The organism is Gammaproteobacteria bacterium, assembly GCA_016765075.1.
Lineage (GTDB): Bacteria > Pseudomonadota > Gammaproteobacteria.
Window position 1 is genome coordinate 23952 of the sequence record JAESQP010000142.1, and the last position, 6723, is coordinate 30674.

The window sequence follows — 6723 nt, forward strand, 5'->3', positions numbered from 1 at the left end:
GTTCTATCAAGCAGTAATATGTCAGATCGCTCACCCAATTCCGCCGCTTACCCACTCCTTGAAAGCGTTAATAAACCTGAAGATTTACGCCAGTTCACGCGTGCGGAACTACCCCAACTTGCCGATGAACTAAGAAACTTCTTAATCGATTCTGTTGCCGCAACGGGCGGCCATTTCGCCGCAGGTCTAGGCACTGTCGAGCTAACCGTCGCACTGCACTATGTCTATAACACACCCTTTGATCGCCTGGTATGGGATACCGGCCATCAGAGCTATCCTCATAAGATTCTTACTGGTCGCCGTGAACGTATGTCCAGCATGCGCCAACATGGTGGTCTTTCTGGCTTTCCCAAGCGTAGCGAGAGCGATTACGACACCTTTGGTGTGGGTCATTCGAGCACCTCAATCAGTGCCGCCGTAGGTATGGCCATTGCCGCACAACACGAACAACAAGGCAGAAAAACTGTCGCCGTTATTGGTGATGGCGCAATGACCGCAGGCATGGCTTTTGAAGCGCTAAATCACGCGGGCGACCTTGACACTAACCTTCTTGTTATTCTCAATGACAACGAGATGTCGATCTCAGCCAATGTCGGCGGTATGTCAAACCATCTGGCACGCATCCTCTCGGGGAAACTTTACTCAAGCGCGAAAGAGGGAAGTAAAAAATTGTTAGGTCGTGTACCACCGGTATGGGAATTAGCGCGTCGCGCTGAGGAACACTTTAAAGGCATGGTGATTCCCGGTACGTTATTCGAAGAGCTGGGTTTTAACTATATTGGCCCCATCGATGGCCATGACCTTGATGTGCTGGTCCGCACATTAAAGAATATGCGTACAATGAAAGGGCCTCAGTTTTTACACGTCGTCACACAAAAAGGTAAAGGCTTTGAGCTCGCCGAAAAAAACCCCACCAGTTATCACGGTGTTTCACCCTTTGACCGCAATACCGGCAAGTCAAGTACTGCCAACAGTGGCGTAAAGAAAAAATCGTTTACCGATGTCTTTAGTGACTGGGTTTGCGATATGGCGGAGCAAGATCAGCGACTCATCGCTATTACTCCTGCCATGTGCAGTGGCTCTGGCTTGGTTGAATTCGCAAAGCGCTTTGAAAAACGCTATTTTGATGTCGGTATCGCCGAACAACACAGCGTTACCATGGCTGCCGGCATGGCATGTGATGGTTTAAAACCCGTTGTTGCCATTTATTCTTCATTTTTACAACGAGCCTATGATCAACTGGTACACGATGTCGCGCTACAAAACCTACCCGTCTTGTTTGCCATTGACCGTGCCGGTTTAGTCGGTGCCGATGGCGCAACACATACTGGCAACCTGGATATCAGCTTCCTACGTTGTGTGCCTAATATGATGATAATGGCGCCCGCTGATGAAAACGAGTGTCGACAAATGCTCTACACCGGTTTTCAGCATGACGGCCCTGCTAGCGTACGCTACCCACGTGGTAGTGGCATCGGTGTAGAAATACAAACCGAAATGCAAGCATTACCTATTGGCAAAGCCGAAGTACGGCGCCAAGGTAAAGGCATTGTTATCCTTTCATTTGGCACCCTGCTCGACACAGTGCTGGACGTTGCTGAAGGGCTCGATGCAACCGTTGTTAATATGCGCTTTATTAAACCACTCGATGAAACACTGATCGTTGAACTCGCCCTGCAACATCACACCATCGTCACTATTGAAGAAAACGTTATTGCCGGCGGTGCTGGTAGTGGTGTCAATGAAACCCTTGCATCTCACCATTTGACGCCCCATATACTCAATATTGGCTTACCAGATTATTTTGTCGAACACGGCACTCAAACGCAACTGTTACAACAATATGGCCTTGATCGTGACGGAATTGACAAGCAAATCACGGAATTTATGGCCTATAATAGTGTCAAAGCCAAGACTAAAGTTCTGTCAGCTAAAACCTGGCGTATCACTCAAGTATCCCTCCCTTAAATTATGCTAACAGGAAGCCCTAACATGGTCCTCGACACAGAAAGCAGCAGCGCAGACCCTATCGCTGATGTCCAGGCCACGCCTGATACACGACGCATCGACATCAATAAAGTAGGAATAAAAGACATTCGCCATCCTGTACGTATTCAAGACCGTACCGGTGGAGAACAACATGTCGTGGCAAATTTTAATATGTACGTGCACTTACCGCATAATTTTAAAGGCACGCATATGTCACGTTTTGTTGAAGTATTAAATGAACATGAACGTGAAATTTCTGTGGCCTCATTCCGTGACATCATCAGTGAAATGACCGAGCGTCTTGATGCTGAATCAGGTCATGTTGAAATGCGTTTTCCCTACTTCGTTGAAAAAACCGCCCCTGTCTCCGGCGTAAAAAGCCTGCTTGATTACGAAATAAAATTTACCGGATCAAGCAATCAAGGGAAAACTGAATTATGGGTCGAAGTTGTCGTGCCGGTGACTAGCCTGTGTCCATGTTCAAAAAAAATCTCTGACTATGGCGCGCATAATCAACGGTCACATGTGACGGTTAATGTTAAAGCTGGTGGTTTTATCTGGATTGAAGAACTCATTGATTATGTTGAGTCTGAAGCATCGTGCGAGCTCTATGGTTTACTTAAACGCCCCGACGAAAAATATGTAACTGAGCGCGCCTATGACAACCCGAAATTTGTTGAAGACATAGTACGCGATATTGCCATGCGCCTTAACGAAGATGATCGTGTGCTAGCCTATACCGTTGCCTCAGAAAACTTCGAGTCAATTCATAACCATTCAGCTTACGCTTTAATCGAAAAAGACAAGCAAGCTCATTTATAACCCCTATTAACAACACCTGTAAGAAACATAGCGTTCGCAACAAGGGATGGCCGTAGCAGCCGATTGAATTGTACTAGCGTAGTTAGACAGCACAGCTTACTTGATATGACAGTTATCGGTTTTTTGCAAGCTTGTATGGTCAGATCAAGTTCAGTTCAATATTAATCAGAAGAGTTTTTTAGCCATATTCAATACGCCACCCAATCCACCAACACTATCTAGCAGTGAGCCACCGCTACTAGATTGATCGATCATGTCTGGAATGGTATCTTTTAGACCATTCAGTGCAGTACTGGGATCCACGCCAATTTTGGATGCAAACTCAGAGATATTAGATTCACCGAGCATATTAGTCACCTGATCTGTGGAAATGCCATCATTGTCACCGTCTCCAAGCCATGAAGAGACTACTCCACCCAGACCTTTTGATTGAAATTTTGATACCAATCCCATGATATCAATATCACTATCACCGCCTCCACTATTACCACCTAAAAGGCTCGTCAATGCAGAGGTAATATCACCTGAACTACCTGATGCACCCATTTTTTTCATAAATATTTCAGTTGCCAGATTAGCAATATTCATCATTGTTCTCCTGCATTTATTTATATTTTTGGTGCACGTTGAAAAACCAAGATTCATAAAACCAATGAACCTTATAGAATCATAACGTTGTATGGTTATTTTTACCAGGAGTAGGCTTGTCCAAATATAAAATGGTCCTGAAGAGGACACGTGTCCATCCTAGAAGATCCTAGGTATCCTGAATTCACACAGTTTAAAGCACTGAGCTACCCCTATACTTTCCATCATATTTTGAATTTATAACGCTTTGCTCAGCGGCAATTTAAAGTGGCGCGATTTTGCGTAAGCAAAACAAGTGCCGCTTTAAATTGTCCGCTGGAGCTATTTGTTATGTGATTCATTCGATAACTAAAAGCCATATTTTTCTTTCCGAAGCCTAAAGGCTTTTTCTCCACCCTCCATTACCGAAGTAATTTGATCTTTTACTTCAGGCGAATCTATTGAACCTTCAGTTACGATTGCGCCACGAGTTTGGCTGCCAGATTCTTTATAATCACAACAAACAACAAGCTCCGCATCACCATTTACGACTAGATTGGCATTATGACTTGTGAATATTAGTTGCCTGTTTTTCTTTGCATCCCATATATTGTTAATTATTTCTTCAATGGCTCTATTGTCAATGTCATCTTCTGGCTGGTCGATTAGTAAGGGTGCGCCGGGCTGATTTAATAGCACGGTTAATAATGCGGTCGCTTGCTGCCCAGCTGATGCTTCTGAAAAAAGTATTTGATCTCCCATTTCCTTGTTTGTCGTGTATTTAAACTCAGGATTAAATTCAATTTCTGTTGTTGCGATATCCAACCAATTATTTGGGGTTAATATTTGAATTATTCTTGTTTTGTTTCCATCATTAAAACCACATTCTGAAAGTAGACCAGTGTCAGGTATCTCTACTTTTTTATCCTCTGATGTTTTTTGCTCTGCCAATAGTTTTAATTCATTTACAATTTCTTTATAGCTCTCTAATGGATTTTCACTTTCAATTATATGGTCGCAAATAGACTGAATCTTTACTTCTTGTATTCTTGTGCCTTGTAAGGCTCTGGCAATTTGGTTTTTTATTTTTACCACATCAATGCTTTTAGTTATTTCCGCTTTAATTAATCCTTTAGATAAAATAGCAAATTCTTCAGCTTGTACATTTAGTAAATCCACTTTTGACTGGTGCAAATTGAACCATTCAGCTCTTAGCTCGTCAAACTCTACCTCTGGACTTCCTAGCTCTTTCAATACCGCATTACGCTCGTTTAGTGAATCCGATAATTCCTGCAATCTTTGTTCGATCCTAGTTATTTCCTGCAATTGCATTTGATTTGAAGAAGTAGTGGCTTTAGCCGCTTCATAATCAGTATTGAACCTACCATTTAATTCATCCCATTGTTTTATTAGAGAAATATATTCGGTTTGTTTTTCAGGGTTAACAGCGGCCTTTAATTGAGAAACAATCTCCTTTAAATTATCAAATTCCTTTACTCTTTCTTCTTCAATTTTTACAAATAATTCCTTATTTTCAAACTGCTCAGTAATTGTATGTTGCTCAGGATATTTATTTATAGAATTGCTTAACTCATCAATACTATTTCTTACTGTTATAAATTCTTGTTGAGATTTATTTATTATTCCGCTTTCTAATGAATATTTTTGCTTTTTAGATATTATAGATTGATGCTCTCCAGTTATACCAGAAAGAGTTTTTCGTAAACTCTCTACCTGTTCGTTAAGTGACTTAATTTCTAGATTGAATTGATCAATCTCATTTTGAACCTCACGTTTTCTAACAAAATCGTTATAAGTGCTATTTATTTCTTTTGCTATATCCGATGCTTTGAATTTTAAATTACTTAGTTGGTTTGCAATAGGTAGCTGAATGAATCGTTTAAGTTCATCTGTTCGAACACCTACACTACTAAGCTGTTTTTGACTATATGCTTGAATAGGCAATATTCTTCGGATTTCTTCTTCTCTCACCGCTTCAAAGTCACCATCTCCAATTTTAAGCAATGTTTCTTTCGATACAGAATTCCTTTTTACTACATGTTGAATTCCGTTTAAACTAAACGTAACACGTACATCGCCATTAAACGGAATTAATGTTTTTTCTATCAAAGACTGCCGTCTTCTATCAACTTCAGACTGATTTGATGAAATGCTATCCTGTTCTCCAAGGTCGCATAGTCCCCATCTTAAATACTCCAAAATTGATGATTTCCCGGTTCCTCGGCCACCTATGAAGGCGTTATATTGTTGATTGAACTCAAGTGAAAACGACCCTAAGAACTTAGAGTTTGTAACATCAATTTTTGTTATGTAAATTTGAGGGGTTTCTGGTAATGACTGCGAAAGCCTAGATTCTTTTGCTAAAAAAGCTTGTCTCAACGCCTCTGATGTTGGTTCAGCCCACTTTATCCATGAAACATTTTGGCCTAATTTTGAAAAATCTCTATGCCTATTATCAGATGTCTGTATTACAGAAATAGATTTAAATCCATAATTACGATCTTTTCCGTTTATTATGTTTTGATGTCCTTCTCTTTGTGATATATCACCATCTACGTAGCCCCCAACACATGGCATTTTAATATAATGCTCGTAAAACCCTCTACGTAGTATTGAGCCATGACCACCATCAGAAACATTTGGGAGTAAAATATATTTACCTTTCAATGAATCAATTGCGTCAAACTTTTTATAAAAGTCAGTTAGGCTACTTATTATTGCTGTAGGTATCGGGGTCGTTTCTTCTGTTGTTGCTTCATTGCTAGGCTTAGGAACAACGCCAATTGTGCTCAAGACTAAGCCGAATAATTCTTGGGGGAATTCTGCATCAAGTATTAAAATCCCTTGACAGGATGCTGGTGTTGAAAATGTTAACTCTAGCCCGGGAAATACAACTAATTGATTTTCTTTTGGGATGGCATTTCCATCATCAGTTGATTCTGAAGACGCTGCATTTTTAATATATGGATAAAATGCAAAGTCATGATGATCGGTAATCGCGATAGCATTTAAATCAAGTTCTCTGCATTTTTTTACGAATTCTTCAGCATAAGACTTTCTCTCGTCATCAGTTATTGCTCGATCGCCATTCCAATTAATATCTCGTGGCGAATGAACTTGAAAGTCACATTTATAAAATCGTGTTCCTTTATTCATTTTTCAGACTTCCTAAGTGATCATTTTTTCACATAACGTTTTACATAAGGGGCGCGTGCTTTTTGCGCGTCCCAGTGAGTGATAGCGAACGATCTTGATGTTCTTGTTATGTTTCTTTGCATTATTTCGCTAAGCCTGCTAAAAATATTGGTTTGGCTTTTTCTGCCC

At 40.7% G+C, this 6723-nt stretch carries 4 protein-coding genes; 2 read left to right on the forward strand and 2 right to left on the reverse strand.

Translation table 11 applies throughout. The features are described from left to right. Positions 1-18 precede the first annotated feature (18 nt). Both dxs and JKY90_08690 read left to right on the forward strand, forming a co-directional pair. Positions 19-1968: a 1-deoxy-D-xylulose-5-phosphate synthase gene (dxs, locus tag JKY90_08685; GenBank protein MBL4852332.1), complete on the forward strand. Its 1950-nt coding sequence runs from the start codon at positions 19-21 to the stop codon at positions 1966-1968. A 24-nt stretch (positions 1969-1992) separates the two neighbouring features. Beyond that, positions 1993-2811, forward strand: coding sequence for a GTP cyclohydrolase I FolE2 (locus JKY90_08690; GenBank protein MBL4852333.1), 819 nt, complete (start codon positions 1993-1995; stop codon positions 2809-2811). A 165-nt stretch (positions 2812-2976) separates the two neighbouring features. On the opposite strand, the gene JKY90_08695 is transcribed toward JKY90_08690, so the two are convergent. Further along, positions 2977-3402, reverse strand: a complete 426-nt coding sequence (locus JKY90_08695) for a DUF937 domain-containing protein (protein ID MBL4852334.1) — start codon at positions 3400-3402, stop codon at positions 2977-2979. Positions 3403-3747: 345 nt separating this feature from the next. Next, complete coding sequence (locus tag JKY90_08700) at positions 3748-6555, reverse strand: AAA family ATPase (GenBank protein ID MBL4852335.1); 2808 nt, start codon at positions 6553-6555, stop codon at positions 3748-3750. Between the last annotated feature and the right edge of the window lie 168 nt (positions 6556-6723).

Coding starts and splice junctions, on each gene's coding strand:
- JKY90_08700 (MBL4852335.1), bottom strand. CDS start 6,555: ATGAATAAAGGAACACGATTTTATAAATGTGACTTTCAAGTTCATTCG.
- JKY90_08690 (MBL4852333.1), top strand. CDS start 1,993: ATGGTCCTCGACACAGAAAGCAGCAGCGCAGACCCTATCGCTGATGTC.
- dxs (MBL4852332.1), top strand. CDS start 19: ATGTCAGATCGCTCACCCAATTCCGCCGCTTACCCACTCCTTGAAAGC.
- JKY90_08695 (MBL4852334.1), bottom strand. CDS start 3,402: ATGATGAATATTGCTAATCTGGCAACTGAAATATTTATGAAAAAAATG.